This window comes from Prevotella sp. P4-119 (genome assembly GCF_002251345.1).
Taxonomy (GTDB): domain Bacteria; phylum Bacteroidota; class Bacteroidia; order Bacteroidales; family Bacteroidaceae; genus Prevotella.
The window spans coordinates 160,244-184,048 of record NZ_NPJB01000030.1; the positions used below are offsets into that span (position 1 = coordinate 160,244).

A 23,805-nucleotide genomic window follows, 5' to 3' on the forward strand; every position below is an offset into this window, starting at 1 on the left:
GCGAACACTTATTATATATAGGTCTATTATTTTGCCTCATCATCCCACCCTCATGTCCATACACCCTATCGCCTTGGGCGCCTCTGAGCAGATGTCATTGTGGATGATGGATTATCGGTCAGATGTCCAACGACCGTTGTGTAGCTTTCCGGTCGTGTACCGCCTTACACCCTTGTGTCAGCAGTCTTTTGATGTTGCCTTTCATGCCTTCCTGCTGCATGCGGTGTCCACAGGGGATGTATTTGCACTTAATTCCGGTGATGTGCTTATCTACGCGGAAGTCTTGCGGGCGTTCCACGGGTTTACTGGTCACTGAGAGATAGAGTTTTCCCAAGTCGCCAAGGTTGACCACTTGTCCTTCACTCAATGCCAATCGAATGGTGGAAAAGAGTTCTGCCATGACCATCCGCACATCGGAAACCTTTGCCGAGCAGTTGGCTTGTATCCGTTCTTCTATCTGTTCGAGCGTCAATTCTGCACCACGTATGGTGTGGGCATAGTACATGCCATAATGATTGCGAGACTTAATTTCTCCCTTTACCAACATAAATTTTACTGCCATAATCTTCGTGTGTTTAAATGATATGAGTTAATTGTGACTGCAAAATTAGCAAAAAACGATAGCGAAAGCAAATCTATTCATACCCCATTACTACCCTATCAATATTGTTTGGGGCAGCAAATCAATTTGTTTTCCTCAGCAAATCAATTTATTTTGCTGAGCAAATCAATTTGTTTTCCTCGGCAAATCAATTTGATTTGCTCACCCATACTCCGTCTAAAGCGCAACAACATGCTATATTTCTGCAAGTTACACGCGTTTCACGATCTATTGACAAATATCACTTATCATCGTCATGATACCACAACACACTAAAAAGGGGAGGTCGCCCTTAGGCAACTTCCCCATTATCATCATGTTTGTTGATTTTCGATTTGTACTGCGACAAAGATGTCGCGCGTACGTTTTTAGATTTTGTTCTGCAACTTCATATCGATTACTACACCTGTTGCAACAGCTGCAGCGCAGAGAACAGTGGCAATTGCCATAATTTCAAATACTACCATAATAGTTATCCTTTCTTTGTGTTTTGTTATTACTTTGAGGTCTGCCCGAAGGCTCGCCTCGTTTTTTTCATCTCTTAAATGAGTTACTTACCAAGATTAACCTTGTTGTTCACTCTGACTGCCTCAGCAATCGTAATGGCTACAACAGCCACAATTAACAATACTAAAGTCATGTTCTTCCTTTCTTTTTAATTTGTGTTATCCTGTAATTGTTATCCTGTGCATTTCTCTTAATGCGATGCAAAGGTACGCACTAAATATCAACCTTGCAAGCATTGTGTGCGCAAACAACACAAAAATACCCTATTCTTTGACCCATATCAAAGATTTGACATGTATCAATACATCTTCACGGAAATGTAACTATATAGCTGGGGAATATCGGATTCATAGTGCTTCATACGGCAGTATATTGTATAATAAGGTGTAGGGAGGGAGGAGAAACAGACTTTGGCGCTACGCGCCCAAGGTACTCACGCTCAAGAATAAAAAAGAAAATTGCTTTTTTCTTTTTTATTCTGCTCGCTTATTCGTACCTTTGCCTACGGAAACATGAAGACAACAAACATCATCATCAAGATACTGATGCCTCTTGTGCTGGGCGGAGCGATACTCTATTGGATGTATCGTGGGGAAAACTGGCAAGAGATGCAACACGTTATGACCGACGAAATGGACTGGACGTGGATGCTTCTCTCCTTTCCTTTCGGCATACTCGCACAGATGTTCAGAGGGTGGAGATGGCGTCAAACGCTCGAACCAATGGGCGAGCACCCTCGCCACTCCGTCAGCATTCATGCCGTTTTCCTATCCTATGCCGCCTCACTCATCGTGCCGCGCGTGGGCGAGTTTACTCGCTGCGGCGTGTTGAAGCGCTACGACAACATCTCGTTTCCTAAGGCATTGGGGACGGTGGTCACCGAGCGCGCCATCGACTCACTACTCGTCATGGGCATAACCGCTGTGGTTTTGCTCTTCGAAATGAGCACTTTCGGCATGTTTTTCCATAAGACAGGCACCAACCTCAGCACCATTCTCCACCATTTCTCATGGACAGGCTACTTCGTGGTGGCTATCTGTCTGCTGGCACTGATGGTGTTGCTCCACTTTCTGCTGCGCAAACTCTCGTTCTACGATAAGGTGAAAGCCACGCTGAAAGGCATTTGGCAAGGAGTCATCTCGCTCAAAGACGTAGCCAATGTGCCACTGTTCATCGTCTTTACCGCTGCCATTTGGCTGAGCTACTTCCTACACTATTACCTCACATTCTTCTGTTTCGACTTCACAGCAAACCTCGGCATAGGATGTGCCATGGTCACTTTCATCGTAGGAAGCATTGCAGTTATCGTACCGACACCCAACGGAGCCGGGCCCTGGCACTTTGCCGTAAAGACCATGCTGATACTCTACGGCGTGGCAGACACGCAGGCACTCTGCTTCGTGTTTATCGTACACACCATACAGACACTACTCGTGGTGGCACTCGGCATCTATGCCTGCATCGCGCTTGCCTTTACCCATCGCCACAACAGCATCGGGGAAAAAACATCAGAAACAACATTGTTCAACAAATTATAAAATTTCAAAGACTATGAACGAAATCACAAAACTGGATCCACAGTGCATCTGGAAAAACTTCTACGCCCTGACACAAGTACCACGCCCAAGCGGACATCTGGAGAAAATTCAGCAGTTTTTACTCGACTTCGGCAAACAGGTTGGGGTCGAAGCATTCAAGGACCCAGCAGAAAATATCGTTTTCCGCAAACCTGCCACACCGGGCATGGAAAACAGAAAAGGCGTCATCCTACAGGCTCACATGGACATGGTGCCACAAAAAACACCAGACTCACCACACAATTTCGAGACCGATGCCATCCAACCATGGATTGACGGAGAATGGGTGAAAGCCACAAACACCACACTCGGAGCTGACAACGGACTCGGCGTAGCAGCTATCATGTCGGTAATGGAAGACAAATCGCTCGTGCACGGACCTGTGGAAGCACTCATCACTGCCGATGAGGAGACCCACATGGTGGGTGTCAACAACCTGCCCAGTGGCGAACTCCATGGCGATATCCTGCTCAATCTCGATACCGAACTATGGGGCGAATTTGTCATTGGTTCGGCTGGTGGAGTGGATGTTACTGCCACGCTCGACTATAAGGAAGTGGATACCGACCCCACAGATGCTGCCGTTAAGGTGACACTGCAGGGACTCCGCGGCGGTCACAGCGGCCTGGAAATCCAAGAAGGACGCGGCAACGCCAACAAGATGATGGTGCGCTTTGTGCGCGAAGCCATCGAAGAGACCGAAGCACGGCTGGCTTCATGGCACGGCGGAAACATGCGCAATGCTATTCCATTCAAGGCTGAAGTGGTGCTCACCCTTCCGAAAGAGAATGTAGAGGCACTCAAAGAACTGGTTGCCGACTGGCTCACCGACTTCCAAGAGGAGTATGCTCCCATTGAAAAGAACATCCAGTTGACCGTAGAAGAAGTGGCAACACCAGCCAAACAGGTGCCCGTAGAACTGCAAGACAATCTCATCAACGTCATCTACGCTTGCCACAATGGTGTATTCCGCATGATTCCCCACTATCTCGACGTAGTAGAGACATCGAGCAACCTTGCCATCATCGACATTGCGGAGGGTAAGACTGCCATGAAGATTCTCGTACGCTCAAGCCGCGAAGACATGAAAGAGAATCTCGTGAAGACCCTCGAAAGCTGCTTCAACATGGCTGGCATGAAGGTAGAAACTACTGGCGATTATGCCGGTTGGGACCCCAACCCCGACTCAGAAATCCTCGGTCTGCTGCTCAAAGAGTATAAGGAGCTGTTTGGAAAAGACGGTGTCGTACAGGTAGTACACGCCGGACTGGAGTGCTCCGTCATACTCGGCAAATACCCACACCTCGATGTGGTGAGCCTCGGCCCGACGCTCGAATCACCTCACACCACGACCGAACGCGCACTCATCAGCACCGTGGAACCCTTCTGGCAACTGCTCAAGAAAACACTGGCTGATATTCCTGAGAAATAACAACCAACGGTCGGTGGATGCAAACAAACAGCACCGAAAGACCGTATCATACCCGTCAATGGCAGACACCTGATGTGTTTGCCATTGACTTTTTTGTTGCCTAAAGAGAAAGAAAAAACGAAAAAACCTTTGCATTTTCAACTGATTATTGTAATTTTGCAAGCAATAAAACCAAAGTAACAACATAAAATGGACGACTACCCGGCGGATAATTACAATTCGTAAGGCGTGAGGAGCAGCATGGCAAGACAGCTAATCCTCTTGCCACAAAGTCATTTGCACCAAAAAAGGATTAGCACAATGAAGACATTCTGGAACACTAACAACGGACTGACCCAAATCAAAGAGTGGCAGCCCAACTGTTGGATACAGGTTACATGCCCAACAGAGGAAGACAGTCAACTGCTCGAAGAACAGTATAACATTCCCGATTATTTCCTATCCGACATCAGCGATACCGATGAGCGGGCACGTTATGAGTACGACGATGGTTGGATGCTCATCATCCTGCGTATCCCCTACGTCAAAGAGGTACGCTCACGTACGCCATATACCACCGTGCCACTGGGTATCATCCATAAGCGCGATGTCACCATCACCGTATGCTACTACGAAACCAATATGATGATCGACTTCGTTTCGTTCCAGCAAAAAAGAGCTGAGGGATTCACCGACCATGTCGATATGATTTTCCGACTCTTCCTGTCGTCGGCTGTTTGGTATCTGAAACGACTCAAGCAAATCTCTATGCTCATCGACAAAGCCAAACGAAACCTCGACCGCGAAGTAAACAACGAGAGTCTTATCGGACTGTCAAGACTGCAAGACTCACTCACTTACTTCAACACATCTATCCGTGGCAACGAGGTGCTGCTCTCCAAACTGAAATTTAAACTGCAGATTGACGAACTCGACGCCGACCTCATCGAAGATGTAAACATCGAGATGACACAGGCACGGGAAACTACCAATATCTATTCCAACATTCTCGAATCAACAATGGATACCTATCAGAGCATTATCAACAACAACATGAACACCATCATGCGTACGCTCACATCGGTAACCATCATACTCATGCTACCCACACTCATATCAAGTTTCTTCGGTATGAACCTCATCAACGGCATGGAGACAAGTCCCATAGGCTTCGCCATCGCCATCATTCTGTCACTCATTATATCAGTGGCATCATGGGCAGTTTTCAGACATAAACGACTCATTTAAGGGAAAAAATATCAATTTTCTGACATAAAATTAGGCTGTTTCAGATATTTTGCGTACTTTTGAAGCCTATTATGTGTACTCTAACCCATTTTCATGAACTCAAACATTAAGATGATGGACTCTCAAGAACAAACGCTCGAACAAGAGCGCAACATCCAGCAGCCAACGGCTGAAACAGAGCAAAATGCACTGCAACAGCACGAGCGTAAGCAGTATCAGAACAAACAGGAAGTGCTCGAACGCGTGCGCGAAATAGCACAAAGCGATGAAGCACCACAGAAAGACGAAGTGGATTACCTCAAAACGGTATTCTACAAACTGCACACTGCCGAACGCGAAGCTAAGCTCAAAGATTATATTGCCAATGGAGGAAACCCCGACACCTACCAAATCGTACCCGACGAAACAGAGGAGGCCTTCAAAGCAGAGATGAGCATCATCAAGGAAAGAAGACAGAAACTATTCCTCGAGCAGGAGCAGGAAAAACAAGACAACCTGCAGAAGAAACTCGATATCATAGAGAAAATCAAAGCGATGATTACATCGCCTGAAGAGGCAAACAAGTCGTATAAAGACTTCAAAGCACTGCAAGAGGAATGGAAAGAAATAAAAAATGTGCCCGTAGAAAAAGCCAACGAACTGTGGCGAAACTACCAGCTCTATGTGGAACAGTTCTACGATCTGCTCAAACTCAACAGTGAAGCACGCGAATACGACTTCAAGAAGAACCTTGAAAAGAAAACACGTCTATGCGAAGCTGCGGAGAAACTCGCTGAAACACCCGATGCTATCAGTGCATTCCATCAACTACAACAGCTTCATCAAGAGTATCGCGAAACTGGCCCTGTGGCTAAAGAGCTACGCGAAGAAATATGGGCACGATTCAAAGCTGCATCTACCGTTATCAACAAGAAGCACCAGCAGTATTTCGATGAACGAAAGGCACAAGAGGAAGAAAACCTCACCCGCAAGACTGCACTCTGTGAAAAAATAGAGGCAGTCGTTAAGGAAGACAATAAAAACAGCAACGATTGGGATAAACATACCAAGGCTATTATGGAGTTGCAAGCCGAGTGGAAAACCATTGGCTTTGCGCCACAGAAGATGAACGTCAAAATCTTCGAGCGCTTCCGTAAGGCCTGCGACGAATTCTTCAAAAACAAAGCTGAATATTTCAGAAACAGAAAGGAAGAATATAAGAACAATGCCGATAAGAAACGTGCACTGATAGAAAAAGCGAAAGCCTTGCAGGATTCTACCGATTGGAAATCGACAAGCGATAAGTTTATCAATCTGCAAAAAGAGTGGAAAACTATCGGTACTGTGCCCAAGAAAATGGGCGACCAAATGTGGCAGGAGTTCAACGGCATCTGCAACAAGTTCTTCGAAGCGGCTAATGCTGCTGGAGCGGGCACACGAAGCGCAGAGCACCAGAACCTCAACAAGAAGCGCGAAATTGTGGAGCAACTCAAAGCGCTCACCGAACAAGCTGGCGATGACCTTCAGGCTAAGGTGCAGAAACTCGTGGCAGAATATCAAGCCGTAGGTCATGTACCCTACAAAGAGAAGGACAAAATCTATGAAGAATATCATGCCATACTGGATAAACTCTACAAGACACTGAACATCAGTTCTGCCAAGCGCCGACTCAACAATTTCAAAGACAACCTCAAACAGGTGGCTGGACGTGGTGAAAACGCCCTCGACAACGAGCGGGCACGATTGATGAGACAGTATGAGCAGTTGAAAAACGAGGTGCAGACCTACGAAAACAATCTCGGTTTCCTCAATGCGTCATCTAAGAAAGGAAATTCACTCATTGACGAAATGAACAGAAAAGTACAGAAATTGAAAGACCAAGTGCAGTTGGTGCGCGAAAAGATCAAAGCCATCGATAGCAATAAAGAACAGTAAACAGCATCGTCATACCAGATACAGACAAAGGGAAAGGTCAACAACCTTTCCCTTTGTTGTTATTCTCCATGCCCCAACTGCCGGTTGCTTAATTGTTCTAACGATGGTCGAACGGTGGTCAATCGGTGGTCAATTGCCCAACATCGACCACACCATATGCTTTTGAATCTCTGCATATTAGAACAAAAGGTGGTCGATGGTAACAAAATGATGACGTCGCGTGCGCGTGTGCGTGCGCATACACACGCGAGATATATAAGAGGAGAATATCGATAAAAGAAACAGAAAAGAATAGGCAGCATTGAGAAGTTTTAACGTCAAACAACCACATATTGATAGAACTTTGAACGCTATAAGACGGAGGTAGGCGCTGCACGTCGAAGGTACTCTCGTTCGGAAAAGCGAAAGAAAATTTCCGTTTTCTTTTGCTTTTCACTCACTTATTCGTACCTTTGCAGTCGATTTTAAAATTAAGAGAATGCAGGATATCCGTAACATTGCGATTATCGCACACGTGGACCACGGCAAAACTACGCTCGTGGACAAGATGATGCTGGCAGGAAACTTATTCCGTGAGGGACAAGACCTGAGTAGCCAAGTATTGGACTCCAATGACTTGGAACGCGAAAGAGGCATCACAATTCTTTCCAAAAACGTAAGTATTAACTGGAAAGGTACAAAAATCAACATCATAGACACTCCAGGACACTCCGACTTCGGAGGCGAAGTGGAACGCGTACTCAACATGGCAGACGGTTGTCTGCTACTGGTCGATGCGTTTGAAGGACCTATGCCACAGACTCGCTTCGTGCTGCAAAAGGCATTGGAAATCGGTCTGAAACCTATCGTGGTGGTGAACAAAGTAGATAAACCCAACTGCCGACCAGAGGAAGTATATGAAATGGTGTTCGACTTGATGTTCTCTCTCGATGCTACAGAAGACCAACTCGACTTCCCTGTAGTATATGGTTCAGCTAAAAACGGATGGATGGGCGAAGACTATAACAAGCCTACCACCGATATCACTTATCTGCTCGACAAGATTGTTGAGGTGATTCCAGCACCAAAACAGATTGAGGGCACTCCACAGATGCTTATTACAAGTTTGGACTACAGCAGCTATACCGGACGTATCGCTGTGGGACGTGTACACCGTGGACATCTGAAAGACGGACAGCAAGTGACCATCTGCCACCGCGATGGTTCGCAGGAGAAAACAAAGATAAAAGAGTTGCACGTGTTCAATGGAATGGGCCACCAGCGCACAGAACGAGTAGATTGCGGCGACATCTGTGCCGTAATCGGATTGGAGAAATTTGAAATCGGTGATACCATCTGCGATGCAGAAAATCCCGAAGCACTGCCTCCTATCGCTATCGACGAACCCACCATGTCGATGCTCTTCACTATCAACGACTCACCATTCTTCGGTAAAGAGGGTAAGTTTGTGACTTCAAGACATATCAGCGAGCGACTGAACAAGGAACTGGAGAAGAACCTTGCGCTGCGCGTAAGGCAAGTGGAAGACGCTAACGACCGCTGGATAGTAAGCGGACGTGGTGTGCTGCACCTCTCGGTACTCATCGAGACCATGCGTCGTGAGGGCTATGAACTGCAGGTGGGACAGCCTCAAGTAATCTATAAAGAGATTGACGGAGTGAAATGCGAACCTATCGAAGAACTCACCATCAATGTGCCTGAGGAATTTGCCTCTAAGATGATTGACATGGTGACACGACGCAAAGGCGACATGACCTCGATGATCAATCTCGGAGAACGTGTGGATATCGAATTTAATATCCCTTCACGAGGCATTATCGGACTGCGTACCAATGTATTGACAGCATCGCAAGGTGAGGCTATCATGGCACACCGCTTCAAAGAATATCAACCTTACAAGGGCGATATAGAGCGCCGTTCCAACGGTTCTATGATTGCCATGGAAACTGGAACTGCTTTCGCCTACTCTATCGACAAGTTGCAAGACCGTGGTAAGTTCTTCATCGATCCAGGCGAAGATGTATATTACGGTGAGGTAGTCGGCGAACATGTTCACGACAACGACCTTGTGGTGAATGTGACAAAAGCCAAACAGCTGACCAACGTACGTGCTTCAGGTTCGGACGATAAGGCTCGCATCATACCGAAGACAGTGATGTCGCTCGAAGAGTGCTTGGAGTATATCAAGGAAGACGAACTCGTAGAGGTTACTCCTAAGTCAATGCGTATGCGTAAAATTATCCTCGACCACGACCAGCGCAAAAAGGCTAATAAGTCGTAACCGAGGATATATGAATCGGATATATCCCACATCGGCAAACAGACCGATGGAGGATAAATAATAAGTCTGGGTTATTCCGGATAGTGGAGGTTCTCATCAGTAGCATGATCGAGAACCTCTTCTACATAGCGGCGGGCTTCAAGACGTGCCATGGGAAGGTCGTGGAGCAACCAGTTGCCGCAATCGCGAGGTGCAGCACCGGGTATCTCGCCTTCATAATCTGCAACGAAACGGAAGGTGCGGCGCATGAGATCGAGGATGTCACGACTCTCGTAATCACCACGAATCAAAAGGTAATTACCAGTCAGACAGCCCATCGGTCCCCAATAGATGATGCGATCTTTCCATTCAGCATCGTTGCGCAGATAGGTAGCAGCAAGATGTTCGATAGTATGGATGGCACCATTGTGGAGCACGGGTTCACGGTTGGGCTCCTTCATACGGATATCAAAAGTGGTAACGGTCTCACCACCTACTTGGTCTTTGCGACTCACATAGATGCCACGGAGCAAACGCTCATGGTCTATCGTAAAACTGGGTATCTTATTCATATAGCGATTCTACAAATGTCTTGGTTACTTGAAAAGAGTTTTCGGCAATGGTATTCCAAAAGTCATGATACATGGAAGCATCGGTATCGCGAAGGGGAATATCACTCACCACACGAAACGAGATGAAGGGTACTCCATACTTATAGCACGTTTGGGCAATGGCTGCCGACTCCATATCAACGGCTTTGGCTTCGGGGAAATGGCTGATGATGTCACGCATCTTGTCTTTGGAATCAACAAACCAATCGCCAGTGACAATCAATCCGGGATGGACAGAAAAGCCTTCACACTTCACTCGACAGGCTTTCGCCAATAATTGTCCATCGGCTTTATAACGGGCAGGCATTCCCTGCACCTGACCATAAACAGTGGTTTGATCGATTGAAGTACCGCAATACACATCATGGTAACTCACTTCTGCACCTACCACAACATCCTGAACATGGATATCATCGCCGTTGCCACCAGCACATCCACTCGACACAATGACATCGGGATGGTGCCTGCGAATCATTTCGGCAGCACCTAAAGCTGCATTGACCTTACCAATGCCACACTTCTCAACAACCACGTTGCCATCGGTGAAGAGGTGTTGTAATTGTTGCAATTCTTTGTCCATTGCAACGATAATTCCTATTTTCATGTTTTGTTTCTATTGATTTATGCATGCAAAGTTACGAAAATTTGTGTAAAATGGTTATCTTTGCACTCAGAAACAAAAACAAAACGGTTATGAAAAGTTTGAAACAGTGGCTACCAGACATCTTGGTAGTGATTTTGTTTGCGGCAATATCGTTTGCCTATTTCTTCCCAGCAGATATTGAAGGACGTATCCTATACCGGCACGACTCATCGGCAGGACGCGGCGCCGGACAGGAAGCATCAGAGTATTATCAACGTACAGGAGAACGCACAAGATGGACTAATTCGCTCTTCGGAGGTATGCCTACCTATCAGACGTCGCCATCATATCATAGTACCGACACCATTGCACAAGTGGGCAATGCCTACCATCTATGGCTGCCGGAAAACGTATGGTATGTGTTTGCCTATCTATTGGGATTTTATATTCTGTTGAGAGCATTCGATTTCAGATGGTATCTTGCTACACTGGGCGCTGTTGTATGGGCATTCTCCAGCTACTTCTTTATCATCATTGCCGCTGGACACATTTGGAAAGTCATTGCACTGGCTTATCTACCACCGATGATTGCCGGTGTAGTATTGGCTTATAGGCGAAAATATATGCTGGGACTCCTGGTCACTGCACTCTTCTCTGCACTGGAGGTATTGGCAAATCATGTGCAGATGACCTACTATTACCTGTTTGTTGTAGTAGCAATGGCTATTGCCTTCATCATAGAAGGTGCGATGAAGAAAGACTGGAAACATCTGGCTAAAGCTACTGGTGTATGTATAGCGGGTGCTACAATCGGTATTTGCATCAACATGTCGAACCTCTACCATACATGGCAGTATGGCAAGGAGACGATGCGTGGACAAAGCGAACTGGTGAAGAAGAATACCGCTAACCAAACATCAAGCGGACTGGATCGTGACTATATCACACAATGGAGCTACGGAATAGACGAGACTTGGACCCTGTTGGTGCCCAACACTAAAGGTGGTGCCAGCGTGAGCATTGCCTCTGATCCCACTGCCATGAAAAAAGCAGATGCAGAGGTGAGCGACTTCTTCCAGAATACATTCAACATGAATATCTACGGCAGTTTCTCGGAATACTGGGGTACACAGCCTATGACTGCAGGACCTGTATATGTCGGTGCCTTTGTATTGATGCTGTTTATCCTCGGACTGTTTATCGTCAAAGGCCCCATGAAGTGGGCATTACTGGCAGTCACTATTCTTTCTATCCTCCTATCATGGGGTAGAAACTTCATGCCGTTTACCGATTTCTTCCTCGATTATGTGCCGATGTATGCTAAGTTCCGAACGGTGGCATCTATTCTTGTCATTGCTGAATTTACCATTCCACTGCTTGCCATGTTGGCACTGAAAAAAATAGTGGATGAACCCGAAATACTGAAAACACAGAAGAAGTGGTTCTATCTTTCATTCGGACTTACCGGTGGACTGGCACTATTGTTTGCGATACTGCCAGACGTATTCTTTGACTTCAATTCCATACACGATGCAGATGCCATCAATGGACTCAACGTTCAATTGACAAATGTGTTGGGCAACTATCCCGATATGCTTGCCAACTATCAGCAGAATATATATCCGCGCATCTTGCCAAGTCTGGCCGCCATGCACAAAGCCGTATTCACTGCCGACTGCATTCGATCATTTGTCATCATTGCTATCGGTACTGCACTACTGCTTCTTTTCAGCATGAAGAAAATACGCAAGGAATGGCTCGTGGGAGCATTGGTTGTGCTCTGTCTGGTGGATATGTGGCAAGTGAACAAACGATACCTCAACGATGAAATGTTTGTTTCAAAGACGGTACGTGAAGAACCTGTACAGAAGTCGGCTGCCATTGACCATATCCTACAGGACAAGACACTCGACTTCCGTGTGCTCAATCTGGCAGGCGACACCTTCAACGAAAACGAGACAAGTTTCTACCTGAAGAGTATCGGTGGATACCATGCTGCTAAGTTGCGCCGTTATCAGGAGCTCATTGACGAACATATCAAAAAGGAGATTCAAGGTCTCGCAACAGCTTTCAACAAGGCACAGGGTGATATGACCAAAGTAAATGGCGACTCGATTTATCCAGTGCTCAACATGCTCAACACCAAATATTTCATTCTGCCACTGCAAGCCAACCAAACGGTACCGATAGAAAACCCATACCGCTATGGCAATGCTTGGTTTGTGGACCAAGTGGATTATGTGGAGAATGCCAATGCCGAGATTGACGCACTCGATAAGATTGACCTGCGTCATCATGCAGTTGCTGACAGCAAGTTCAAGGATATATTGGGCAACAGCACACAGCAAGATGCTGTTAGCCTTGTCACACTCAAGAACTATCAACCCAACGAACTGACCTACGAAGTGCAGTCGGGCAAAGGCGGAGTGGTGGTATTCTCTGAAATATACTATCCAGGATGGACTGCCACAGTAGATGGCGAGCAACAAGAGCTGGGACGTGTCAACTATGTGCTCCGTGCCTTGAACGTGAAACCCGGACACCATCAGGTGGTGCTCACCTTCAAACCGAAGAGCATCACACATACTGAAACCATCGCCTATATTGCTATGGGCATCATGCTCTTGCTGATTGTGGTATTGATTGCTGAATATATTCGTCGCCAGCGACAAGCCAAGTCATAGAAACTAAGAACGTATTCATAAAATAATAGAAACTGATATATGGATTTCAGAACACCTGTCACTATCACGGAACCATCATTCCGCATAGAGCCCTTAGAACAGATACTGTTTGTAGGCTCTTGCTTTGCCGACAATATCGGTCAGCGGTTTGTGGAAAATAAGTTTCGTGCGACGGTCAATCCCTATGGTGTGATGTATAATCCAGTATCCATTCTCCATACGGTGATGCGAACCAGCGATACTTTCCCCGTGGCCTTCTTCACACTCGGCACCAACCATGTGTATCGGTTGAAGGAAACTGGCGAAATTGTAGATAACTGCGAGAAACGCCCACACCACCTCTTTCAAGAGGAAACATTGACGGTCAGTCGGTGTGCCAACTATCTGCGACAAGCCATAGCACTATTGCAAAGTCGCAGTGCCGATGTGGAAGTGGTGCTAACAGTCAGTCCTATCCGCTATAGAAAATACGGTTACCATGGCAGCCAACTGTCGAAAGCCACTCTATTACTGGCAGCCGACGAAGTGGCGAAAATGCCAAACGTGCACTATTTCCCTGCCTACGAGATTGTCAACGATGAGTTGCGCGACTACCGTTTCTATGCCGCAGACATGCTCCATCCCTCTGAGCAAGCAGTGGATTATATTTGGGAACGGCTCTGTGAAACATATCTCAGTGATCGTGCCCGACAGTTTCTAAGCGAATGGCAACCTGTGAAACAGGCACTAGGACATAAGCCTTTTGCGCCAGAATCAGAAGCTTATCGCACTTTTATGAATAAAACTATGTTAAAAGTAGAAGAACTAAGAAAAAAATATGGTAATTTTGCGTTATGATTTACTCTATTGAAAAGATTACCACGCTTATTGGCGCGCGTCGTATCGGTAATACCGATGCTCAGATAGGATGGTTGCTTACCGACAGCCGTTCGTTGTGTTTCCCCGAAGAATCGCTGTTCTTTGCACTGCAATCACAGCGCAACGACGGACATCGCTATATCAAAGACCTCTACCGACGAGGTGTTCGTAACTTTGTTGTGGAAAAGTTGCAAGTGGAAGGTGAAGACCTTACAACATATACCGATGCAAACATTCTGATTGTACCCTCTACCCTTTCTGCCTTGCAGCGCTTGGCAGAACGCCATCGTGATGAGTTTAATATCCCCATTGTGGGCATCACCGGTTCGAACGGAAAGACCATGGTCAAGGAATGGCTGTACCAACTGCTTTCCCCACAAATGACAGTAACCCGTTCACCACGTAGCTATAATTCGCAGATTGGCGTGCCCCTGTCGGTATGGTTGCTGTCGGAACAAACAGACATTGGTGTGTTTGAGGCAGGCATCAGCCAACCAGGAGAGATGGAAAGTCTGCGCGATATCATCCAGCCCACCATTGGCATCTTGACATCCCTTGGTGATGCACATCAGGAGAATTTCCGCTCGATGGATGAGAAATGTACAGAGAAACTCCATCTTTTCCACGGAGCAAAGGTGATTTTCTATAATAGCGACGACAACACCGTGAGCCGTTGTATACGCCGTTCCGGCTATGACGGTGAGAAAATAGGATGGAGCCGTGAGAACGAATCGGCACCTTTCTATGTGGCAAGCGTTAAGCCTTCTAACGAAAAACCCGGTTTGACAGAAGTGGCTTATATATATAAAGGAGAACGCGGAATATATCATCTGCCATTTATCGATGAAGCATCGGTGGAATGTTCCATAGCCTGTGCAGCAGCAGCACGCTATCTCGGTGTGACAAACGAAGACCTTGACTTGCGTATGCAGGCAATCGAACCAGTAGCAATGCGCCTTGAAGTGAAGGAAGGTCGCCATGGCTGTACCCTCATCAACGATTCCTACAACTCAGATGTGAACTCGCTTGATATCGCACTCGACTTCATGAACCGGCGTCCAGACCATCAGGGCCGTAAGCGCACACTCATACTGAGCGACATACAACAGAGTGGAAAAAGTGATTTCGAGCTGTATGACGAAGTCAACAACCTCTGTCAGCAACGCGGTGTGGCACGCTTTATCGGCATTGGTCCGATGCTTATGAAATGTGCTGATTGTATCACCATTGCTGATAAGGCTTTCTTTACCGATGCCAATCAGTTTGTACAGAGTGAAACATTCCATTCGTTACACGATGAAGTGATACTGCTGAAAGGCGCACGAACCTTTGGTTTCGACCAATTGACCGAACTGCTGGAACAGAAAGTTCATGAGACCATACTCGAAGTGAATCTCAATGCGGTAGTTGAAAACTTGAACTACTATCGTTCGTTCCTCAAACCTAAGACAAAACTGGTATGTATGGTAAAAGCCGATGCCTACGGCGCAGGAGCTGTAGAAGTGGCAAAAACCCTACAAGACCATTGCGTGGATTATCTTGCTGTGGCAGTTGCCGATGAAGGTGTTACCCTACGTCGCAACGGAATCACACAGAATATCATCATCATGAACCCCGAAATGACTGCATTCAAGACCATGTTTGACTATGATCTTGAGCCTGAAGTATATTCATTCCGCTTGATGGATGCACTTATCCATGCCGCAGAAAAAGAAGGTATTACCGGCTGGCCTGTACATATCAAGCTCGATACAGGTATGCATCGACTTGGATTCGATCCAGAAAAAGATATCGATGAGTTGATAGCCCGACTGAAACAACAGAGTGCCATCATCCCCCGTTCGGTGTTCTCGCATTTCGTAGGTAGCGACAGCGATGACTTTGATGCTTTCTCAGCAGAGCAGTTTCGTAAATTTGATGCAGGAAGCAGTAAGTTGCAAGCAGCCTTCTCTCACAAGATACTGCGTCATATAGACAACTCTGCAGGTATCGAACACTTTCCAGAACGCCAACTCGACATGTGCCGACTGGGACTTGGACTCTACGGCATCGATCCTCGCGACAATAGAATACTACATACCGTCAGCACGCTGAAGACTACCATACTACAAATGCACCATGTGCCGAAGGACGAAACCGTAGGCTACAGCCGCCGTGGTATATTGGAGCGTGACTCCATCATAGCCGCTATCCCCATCGGTTATGCCGACGGACTGAACCGACACTTAGGTCGTGGCGCCTGCTATTGTTTGGTGAATGGACAGAAAGCACCTTATGTTGGTAATATCTGCATGGACGTAGCTATGATTGATGTGACTGATATTGACTGTAAGGAAGGCGACAGCGTAGAGATATTCGGCGAACATTTGCCGGTAACAGTACTGAGCGATGTGCTCGACACCATACCTTATGAAGTACTGACTGGTGTGAGCAATCGCGTAAAGAAAGTCTATTTCCAAGACTAACATACAACACAATCGGGTGTGTGGACAATCTTCTAAACGTTATCGTTTACGTGAAAAAGGTCCACACACTCGTTTTTTTCTCATTTTTTATTAGTAACTTTGCATCCAAACTACACTAAAACATCAATAAAAACAATAATATGAGTTCTGTACAGACCACAAAAATGACCAATTACCGTTGGGTAATTTGCTCGATGTTGTTCTTTGCAACAACCATCAACTACATGGACCGACAAGTGCTTTCCTTGACTTGGAAGGACTTTATCGCTCCTGAATTTCATTGGACCGACGACGATTATGGTACGATTACGGCAGTATTCTCCATCCTGTATGCCGTATTCTGTCTGTTTGCCGGTAAGTTTATCGACTGGATGGGAACTAAGAAAGGATACCTTTGGTCTATCTTCGTATGGTCGCTGGGTGCATGTCTCCATGCAGTATGCGGTTGGATAACGATGAAGTATGAAGGTCTTGACTCGGTAGAAGCACTTCGTGCCGTACAAGCTGGATCTGCCACAGCCTTGTCGATAGCCACCATCAGCGTATATCTCTTCCTGTTCTGCCGTTCGGTATTGGCGATGGGTGAATCAGGAAACTTCCCTGCCGCTATTAAGGTAACAGCCGAGTATTTCCCGAAAAAAGACCGTGCATTTTCCACATCTATCTTTAATGCCGGTGCATCAGTAGGTGCTCTTGTCGCCCCGCTGTCTATTCCCCCATTGGCAGAGTGGTTCGGTTGGGAGATGGCATTCATCATCATCGGTGTGCTCGGTTTTGTATGGATGGGCTTCTGGGTAGTATTCTATGAGAAACCCAACAAGAGCAACCATGTGAATGTTGCAGAGCTCACTTATATCAATCAGGATGCCGAAACCGATGCAGATCCTAAGGATGCAGACGACGAAGGTCCACAGATCAGCTTCCTCAACTGCTTCACTTATCGTCAGACATGGTCATTCATCGTGGGTAAATTCATGACCGACGGTGTATGGTGGTTCTTCCTGTTCTGGGCTCCTGCCTATTTCTCTGACCAGTTTGGCTACAAATCATCGTCAGGTATGGGTCAGTTGCTCATCTTCACCCTCTATTTCATAGTAACCGTATTGTCCATCTTTGGTGGATATCTACCCAAATACTTTGTTGAGAAGAAGGGTATGGGAGCCTATGCAGGTCGCATGCGTGCTATGTTGCTCTTCACATTCTTCCCGATGACTGCTCTGCTTGCTCAGCCTCTGGCAGCATGGGAGGCTTCTCCTATCGACCCCGCATGGTGGCCCGCCATCATCATTGGCCTTGCAGGTGCAGGTCATCAGGCATGGTCAGCCAACCTGTTCTCAACCATTGGCGACATGTTCCCGAAATCTACTATTGCCACTATTACCGGTATCGGTGCTATGGCTGGAGGACTGGGGTCGATGCTTATCAACAAATGTTCGGGTAAACTCTTTACCTATGCAGAACAGCAGGGTGCAGACTTCACCTTCTTCGGTTTTGAAGGCAAACCTGCAGGCTACATGATTGTTTTCTGCATCTGTGCCATAGCTTACATCATTGGTTGGACTATTATGAAGGTGCTCGTTCCAAAATACAAGCCCATCGTGGTTGAATAATCACAAAGTCTGATTGTTTGAATAAGACCAAAAAAGAAAAGATATTATCATCATTCCATTTCGGTTGCCAAGACCGATTGGTACAATAATCATCTGAGAAAAGGGAAGAGCATAGCTCTTCCCTTTTCACTTATCTATCTTCAATCGGTCATTATATTACATGCATGACCGCGGATTAAACACACCTATAATGACCTATTTGTTTTTTATAGACCATAAAAACAGATTATCGCCAATAGGGTCATAAGGCTATTGGAACTGTCTGATTAATTATCTTCATACTTAACCACTACCTTGTCAAAGCCCATGGTTTGAAGCAAATGTCGGAACTGTGTGCGCCCGTTGTCACGTGCGGTATTCATATTCTGAGCGGTCAGACAGCGACGACGCATCATGTCGCAAGCCTTAAGATAGAGTGCTTCGCGGTCGGCATTACTCCATTTCCCACTCTCATAAAAAGAACGTGTACGCGCTTCGTCTATGAAATTTTTATCGAGCAACTGCACAGGAGGTAACGTACAGACAATAGTATCGCCACGCATGGTGACCCATCCTTCCTGTACCCGACTCATATCAACCCCCAGGCGAAGTGTGCCATAATAGATTCGTGTCAACTGATCGTCGGAGAAGAAGCCTTTGCGAATAGTATCCACCAATTCTTCGTCGCTAACGGCAAGAAACTCCCATTGACCTATTGCCTCTATCGAGCGCACCTGTGTAGGCGATAGTTCCACTTGCCGTTGTGGTTCTACAGCCACCTCGTTATCCTTGTTCATCCAGAACACCCATCCTCCAAAAGCCAGAAAGGCTAATAGGATAAGACAGATGCCGATTCGTTTTATTGTTCGTATCATAATTCATCACTATTGTTGTTCGACGTCAGAGGACACCACTTTCAACTGTGGTTTGTCGACATTGAAATCTTTTCTAAAAGTCACCGTAACATGCTGTTCGGCAAAGCCCATATCCTTCAGCATCGGTATTAGGATATTGGCAGCACTAAGTCGCGCCGTTTCTATAAGTCCCAGCTGGGGAATATCCTTGATGATGGCATCGCGTCCTTGCTGTTCGAGTTGCGCCAGTTCTTTATCAGCGTAGTTGCTGCGAGCCAATGACACATGTTCTTTCATGTGTTCGTGGTCTATACGGCTGCTAGTCATCACCATCTGCGGGTCTGGCAAGATTATCTCTATTCTGTCGCCATGTCGCACCACATTCTCTTTGCTGAAAGATCCAAAGTCAATGTAAGCCTTAACAGTAGCATCGATGGGGATTGCAACTTTTCGTTCAGAACCAGGTACATGAACGTCAAACTTATGACTGAAGATAGATCCCTGCAAGCGCATCTGATCGTCTTGCGTCACTATTTTACGCACCTGAGCCTCTGCAGTATAGAGTCTGCTACATTTCTGTATCTGCATGACCATCACTCCGAGTGTATCGTTGGCAACCTGTTGCGGCTTGTTATGAGATCCGCGACAGGTTGTCATGGCCAGAATGACGAGGCCCAATATAAGCATCAGAAAGGCAGATGCAGTCTTTACTTGTTTTTTCATGAGCTATTTTATTCCATGAAACCCTGTTTGCGGAGCACTTCCATGAGTCCGGCAGACATCGCCTCATTATCTTTCTTCGTATAGCGAATATCGGTAAATATTTGCGCCAAAGTCTCTTTATTGTTGATTTTGCAGAAGTTTTGGTTTTCTTCCAAACTCTCTTTCAATTGATAGTATCTGTTGATGTCATCAGCCGTATAGTCGTGGTAGGTCTCCCGATGGACAAAGCTATCCAAGGGCAGTCGGTCAGTCTGCTGTGGTTTTTCGGCAGGCCATCCAACGGTCAGAGTTGCCAAAGGTACTACTTGTTGCGGCAGATTGAGTGTATCGATAATCATCTGTGGCATATAGACGGTAGTTCCTATGTAGCAGTAACCGAGTCCCTCTTCGTCCATAAGATTGCAGAGAGTCTGCGTATAGAGTAGTGCATCGATGGCTCCATTGACAAACGACAGGAAATTGTTGTACCCAGGAACGGCTTTTCGCTGACGTGCCCAGACAGATGTGCGATGGAAATCGGCACAGATGGTGAGTACTACCGGCGCCTCAGTCACCATGGGTTGATTGAAATGTGCAGGTGCGAGTTTTCGTTTCATTTCGTCGGAACGAGTCACCACAACACTATAGAGTTGTAGATTTCCCATGGTTTGTGTTCGTGCCGCCTCATTCATCAAGCGGTCGAGCAAGGCTTCTTCAACTGGTTTATCACTATATTTGCGTATTGATGTACGGGTCAAAAGATTCTTCATATTGCATTATACATTATTAATATTATGGGAACAAAGGTACGAATAAGTGAGCGGAATACAAAAAGAAATACGCAAATTTCTTTTTTATTCCCGAACGAAAGTACCTTGGATGCGTAGCGTCAAAGGTACGAATAAGTGAGCGGAATACAAAAAGAAATACGCAAATTTCTTTTTTGTTCCCGAACGAGAGTACTCTACAAACATAAAAAAACGATACCGTCTGTATGTATTACAGGCGATACCGTAACAGAATGATTGATGATATACTGTCCGTTGATCAGTTGCGGAACTGCAATCCTGCACCGTTGGCGTCGATTGTGATTGGCTGTTCGCGACTGACTTCCTCGGCCAATATCCTTTTCGACAGGTCGTTGAGCACCAGTCGTTGGATGGCACGCTTTACAGGTCGAGCACCAAATTCGGGGTCGTATCCCTGATCGGCAAGATAGTTGATAGCTGCATCGGTAACGCGGAGCGTAAAGCCCTGTGGTTCGAGCATCTTCTTGACCGCATTCATCTGGAGCCGAACCACGTTTGCTATTTCCGCTTTGGTAAGCGGCAAGAACATGATGGTCTCGTCGATACGGTTGAGGAACTCCGGTCTGATGGTCTTTTTCAACATATCCATCACCTGCATCTTCGTATTGGCGATGATACTTTCTCGGTTGGTGGCGTTGAGTTTCTCAAACTCCTGCTGGATAAACTGGCTACCCAGATTTGACGTCATGATGATGATGGTGTTCTTAAAGTTTACCGTACGTCCTTTGTTGTCAGTAAGGCGACCGTCATCGAGCACCTGCAACAGGATGTTGAACACATCTGGGTGGGCCTTCTCTATCTCATCGAAGAGCACCACAGAATATGGTTTGCGACGCACGGCCTCTGTCAGTTGTCCGCCCTCATCATAGCCAACATATCCCGGAGGCGCACCAATCAAGCGTGAAACGCTGAATTTCTCTTGATATTCGCTCATATCAATACGCGTCATCATGGTTTCATCGTTGAACAGATAGTCTGCCAACGCTTTGGCGAGTTCGGTTTTACCAACACCGGTAGTACCGAGGAAGATAAACGATGCTATTGGCCGTTTAGGGTCTTGCAGACCAGCACGACTGCGGCGCACAGCATCACTCACAGCTTGAATGGCCTCATCCTGTCCGATAACCCGATGATGGAGTTCTTCCTCCAGATGGAGCAGTTTCTCACGTTCGCTCTGCATCATACGAGTTACAGGAATGCCGGTCCAACGGCTTACCACCTCTGCAATATCGTCGGCGGTCACTTCTTCGCGCACCATAGCTTCTCCGCCTTGTGTGCTCTTGAGTTGTTCCTGAATGCGCTTGATATCATCTTCGAGCATTTTGAGTTTGCTGTATCTGATTTCTGCCACACGTTCGTAGTTACCCTCACGTTCAGCACGTTCAGCCTCCAGTTTGAGGTTTTCTATCTGCTGTTTGTCCTCTTGTATCTTGTTGACCAACGCTTTTTCTCCCTCCCATTTTGCACGATATTGTTTTTCTTGATCGCGCAACTCGGCAATATCCTTGTCGAGTTGTTGTAGTTTGGGCTGATCGTTTTCGCGTTTGATGGCTTCACGTTCAATCTCCAGTTGTTTGAGGCGTCGAGTGATTTCATCGAGTTCTTCAGGTACAGAGTCGCGCTCCATACGTAGTTTGGCTGCAGCCTCATCCATCAAGTCGATGGCTTTATCAGGCAGGAAGCGGTCACTAATGTATCGTTCGGAGAGTTTCACGGCGGCAATACAGGCATCGTCTTGAATACGCACCTTATGGTGATTTTCATAGCGTTCTTTTAGTCCACGCAGGATAGAAATGGCGCTGAGCTCATCTGGTTCATCTACCATGACGGTTTGGAAACGGCGTTCCAATGCCTTATCCTTCTCGAAATACTTCTGATACTCATTGAGCGTAGTAGCACCAATGGCACGCAGTTCGCCACGAGCCAATGCTGGTTTAAGGATGTTTGCTGCATCCATAGCGCCTTCGCCTCCACCTGCTCCCACGAGGGTATGTATTTCATCGATGAAAAGGATGATGCGTCCTTCGCTCTTGGTCACTTCGTTGATGACGCTTTTGAGTCGTTCTTCAAACTCACCTTTATATTTCGCACCAGCCACCAGCGCACCCATATCGAGTGAGTAGAGTTGTTTGTCTTTCAGATTCTCAGGTACATCTCCACGTACTATACGCTGAGCCAATCCCTCTACGATAGCGGTCTTACCAGTACCTGGTTCACCTATTAATATAGGGTTGTTCTTGGTACGGCGCGATAGAATCTGCAACACACGACGTATTTCCTCATCACGTCCAATGACAGGATCAAGTTTGCCTGAGCGTGCTTGCTCTACCAGATTTTTGGCGTATTTATCAAGACTTTGGAAATTCTCGTCACCACTCTGACTCTGCACCTTCTGTCCTTGGCGTAGCTCTTGAATCGCAGCCCGCATGTCTTTCTCGTTGCAACCCGCATCGCGAAGGATACGGCTGGCAGTACTATTCACGGTCAACAGCGCCAACAAGATAGGTTCTACGCTAACAAATTCGTCGTCCATCTGCTTGGCAGTATCCATGGCTTTGGTGAGCACGCTATTAGCATCGTTAGACAAATAGGGCTGTCCGCCTTGTACTTTGGGCAGATGCTGAATCTCCTGATCTACGAGCATAGCTACTTGATTGGCATTGACTCCCAACTTCTGAAAGATGAAAGTCGATACGTCTTTGGCTTTCGTCAGAATACCTTTGAGCACATGGATTGGTTCAATGGTCTGCTGCCCATTCATCTGAGCAGTATTGACGGCCTCTTGCACCACCTCTTGTGCTTTGATTGTAAACTTGTCAAATGTCATATTCTTGTCCTCCTAATTATTTTTGTTTCTGTTGTTACTTGGTCACTTATCTATTATTCAACACTTGTGCCGAACTGTATTTTGCGCCATTTAGGCAGATATTTATGCCATTTTGTCTGTATTTTAAACGCTTATACGACTTCCCGATGGTTGTTATTGCGTAACATCCTCGCATAGGCAACAATTACACTCTTCTCCCTCCACCCTCCCTTCGTCTTCCCATTCCCTCTGCAAAAAATGGGACTTACTTGGGACTTACATGGGAAGAACTTGGGACGTACTGCCTCTGTTTCTTTTAGCACCTT

At 46.5% G+C, this 23,805-nt stretch carries 16 protein-coding genes; 9 read left to right on the forward strand and 7 right to left on the reverse strand.

Features of this window, described 5'->3' with window-relative positions; genetic code table 11:
- Positions 1-118: 118 nt before the first annotated feature.
- Positions 119-562 carry a hypothetical protein gene (locus CIK89_RS04115; protein WP_144007340.1) on the reverse strand — a complete coding sequence of 148 codons (444 nt, stop codon included), beginning with the start codon at positions 560-562 and terminating at the stop codon, positions 119-121.
- Between the two features lie 1,058 nt (positions 563-1,620).
- On the opposite strand from CIK89_RS04115, the gene CIK89_RS04120 reads away from it, so the two are divergent.
- The 5 genes from CIK89_RS04120 to typA all read left to right on the forward strand — a co-directional run bounded on the left by CIK89_RS04120 (position 1,621) and on the right by typA (position 9,539).
- Positions 1,621-2,646, forward strand: coding sequence for a lysylphosphatidylglycerol synthase transmembrane domain-containing protein (locus tag CIK89_RS04120; RefSeq protein WP_094390167.1), 1,026 nt, complete (start codon positions 1,621-1,623; stop codon positions 2,644-2,646).
- 13 nt (positions 2,647-2,659) lie between these two features.
- Positions 2,660-4,117, forward strand: coding sequence for an aminoacyl-histidine dipeptidase (locus CIK89_RS04125; protein ID WP_094390168.1), 1,458 nt, complete (start codon positions 2,660-2,662; stop codon positions 4,115-4,117).
- 300 nt (positions 4,118-4,417) lie between these two features.
- Positions 4,418-5,344 carry a magnesium transporter CorA family protein gene (locus tag CIK89_RS04130; RefSeq protein ID WP_094390169.1) on the forward strand — a complete coding sequence of 309 codons (927 nt, stop codon included), beginning with the start codon at positions 4,418-4,420 and terminating at the stop codon, positions 5,342-5,344.
- Positions 5,345-5,455: 111 nt separating this feature from the next.
- Positions 5,456-7,258 (forward strand): DUF349 domain-containing protein, encoded by a 1,803-nt coding sequence (locus tag CIK89_RS04135; RefSeq protein WP_094390196.1) that lies wholly within the window; start codon positions 5,456-5,458, stop codon positions 7,256-7,258.
- Positions 7,259-7,736: 478 nt separating this feature from the next.
- Positions 7,737-9,539: a translational GTPase TypA gene (typA, locus tag CIK89_RS04140; RefSeq protein WP_094390170.1), complete on the forward strand. Its 1,803-nt coding sequence runs from the start codon at positions 7,737-7,739 to the stop codon at positions 9,537-9,539.
- A gap of 71 nt (positions 9,540-9,610) precedes the next feature.
- On the opposite strand, the gene CIK89_RS04145 is transcribed toward typA, so the two are convergent.
- On the reverse strand, positions 9,611-10,090 hold the full coding sequence (locus tag CIK89_RS04145) for an S-ribosylhomocysteine lyase (protein ID WP_094390171.1): 480 nt from the start codon (positions 10,088-10,090) through the stop codon (positions 9,611-9,613).
- A complete protein-coding gene (gene mtnN, locus CIK89_RS04150; protein ID WP_094390172.1) occupies positions 10,083-10,733 on the reverse strand; it encodes a 5'-methylthioadenosine/S-adenosylhomocysteine nucleosidase in 651 nt (216 codons plus the stop codon). Before mtnN ends, CIK89_RS04145 begins: the two co-directional genes overlap by 8 nt.
- 89 nt (positions 10,734-10,822) lie before the next feature.
- Between mtnN and CIK89_RS04155 the strand changes: the two genes are divergently transcribed.
- The 4 genes from CIK89_RS04155 to CIK89_RS04170 all read left to right on the forward strand — a co-directional run bounded on the left by CIK89_RS04155 (position 10,823) and on the right by CIK89_RS04170 (position 18,329).
- Positions 10,823-13,396: a YfhO family protein gene (locus tag CIK89_RS04155; RefSeq protein ID WP_094390197.1), complete on the forward strand. Its 2,574-nt coding sequence runs from the start codon at positions 10,823-10,825 to the stop codon at positions 13,394-13,396.
- A gap of 39 nt (positions 13,397-13,435) precedes the next feature.
- A complete protein-coding gene (locus tag CIK89_RS04160; protein ID WP_094390173.1) occupies positions 13,436-14,233 on the forward strand; it encodes a GSCFA domain-containing protein in 798 nt (265 codons plus the stop codon).
- Positions 14,230-16,719 carry a bifunctional UDP-N-acetylmuramoyl-tripeptide:D-alanyl-D-alanine ligase/alanine racemase gene (locus CIK89_RS04165; RefSeq protein ID WP_094390174.1) on the forward strand — a complete coding sequence of 830 codons (2,490 nt, stop codon included), beginning with the start codon at positions 14,230-14,232 and terminating at the stop codon, positions 16,717-16,719. The genes CIK89_RS04160 and CIK89_RS04165 overlap by 4 nt, the downstream gene beginning before the upstream one ends.
- 140 nt (positions 16,720-16,859) lie before the next feature.
- The gene (locus tag CIK89_RS04170; RefSeq protein WP_094390175.1) at positions 16,860-18,329 is read left to right on the forward strand and encodes an MFS transporter; all 1,470 of its coding nucleotides are present in this window, start codon (positions 16,860-16,862) and stop codon (positions 18,327-18,329) included.
- A 266-nt stretch (positions 18,330-18,595) separates the two neighbouring features.
- On the opposite strand, the gene CIK89_RS04175 is transcribed toward CIK89_RS04170, so the two are convergent.
- The 4 genes from CIK89_RS04175 to clpB all read right to left on the reverse strand — a co-directional run bounded on the left by CIK89_RS04175 (position 18,596) and on the right by clpB (position 23,500).
- Entirely contained in the window at positions 18,596-19,183 is a 588-nt protein-coding gene (locus tag CIK89_RS04175; protein ID WP_173824951.1) for a DUF4230 domain-containing protein, read from the reverse strand.
- Between the two features lie 9 nt (positions 19,184-19,192).
- A complete protein-coding gene (locus tag CIK89_RS04180) occupies positions 19,193-19,885 on the reverse strand; it encodes a DUF4230 domain-containing protein (RefSeq protein ID WP_094390176.1) in 693 nt (230 codons plus the stop codon).
- Positions 19,886-19,893: 8 nt separating this feature from the next.
- A complete protein-coding gene (locus CIK89_RS04185; RefSeq protein WP_094390177.1) occupies positions 19,894-20,634 on the reverse strand; it encodes a nitroreductase family protein in 741 nt (246 codons plus the stop codon).
- 277 nt (positions 20,635-20,911) lie between these two features.
- Positions 20,912-23,500 (reverse strand): ATP-dependent chaperone ClpB, encoded by a 2,589-nt coding sequence (clpB, locus tag CIK89_RS04190; RefSeq protein WP_094390178.1) that lies wholly within the window; start codon positions 23,498-23,500, stop codon positions 20,912-20,914.
- Positions 23,501-23,805 lie beyond the last annotated feature (305 nt).